1 protein-coding gene is annotated in these 284 nt (G+C 50.7%); it reads right to left on the bottom strand.

Going from position 1 to position 284, the window contains the following annotated elements; translation table 11 throughout:
- The coding region (locus C1G53_RS12295; protein WP_238139152.1) for an AIR synthase related protein at positions 1-284 on the bottom strand (284 nt) is incomplete at both ends.

The raw sequence follows: 284 nt of genomic DNA, 5'->3' as shown, positions 1-284 counted from the left end.
GTTTCACCGCCAATCAATCCGCAACCAGCTTGGACACAGCCTTCAGCCACACCTGCTACTACCTGCTCTAGCTTGGCTGGCTCATTTTTTCCAGTCGCAATGTAGTCAAGGAAGTAAAGCGGCTCTGCACCTGCTGCGATAATGTCGTTGACACACATAGCCACGCAATCTTGACCAATGGTGTCGTGTTTGTCGTACTGGATAGCCAGCATGAGCTTGGTGCCCACACCGTCTGTCCCAGATACCAAGACTGGCTCTTTGACATCCAGTTTGGTTAGATCAAA

The organism is Streptococcus suis (assembly GCF_002960445.1).
Classification (GTDB): Bacteria; Bacillota; Bacilli; order Lactobacillales; family Streptococcaceae; genus Streptococcus; species Streptococcus hyiners.
This window is presented reverse-complemented; position numbering and strand designations above follow the sequence as displayed.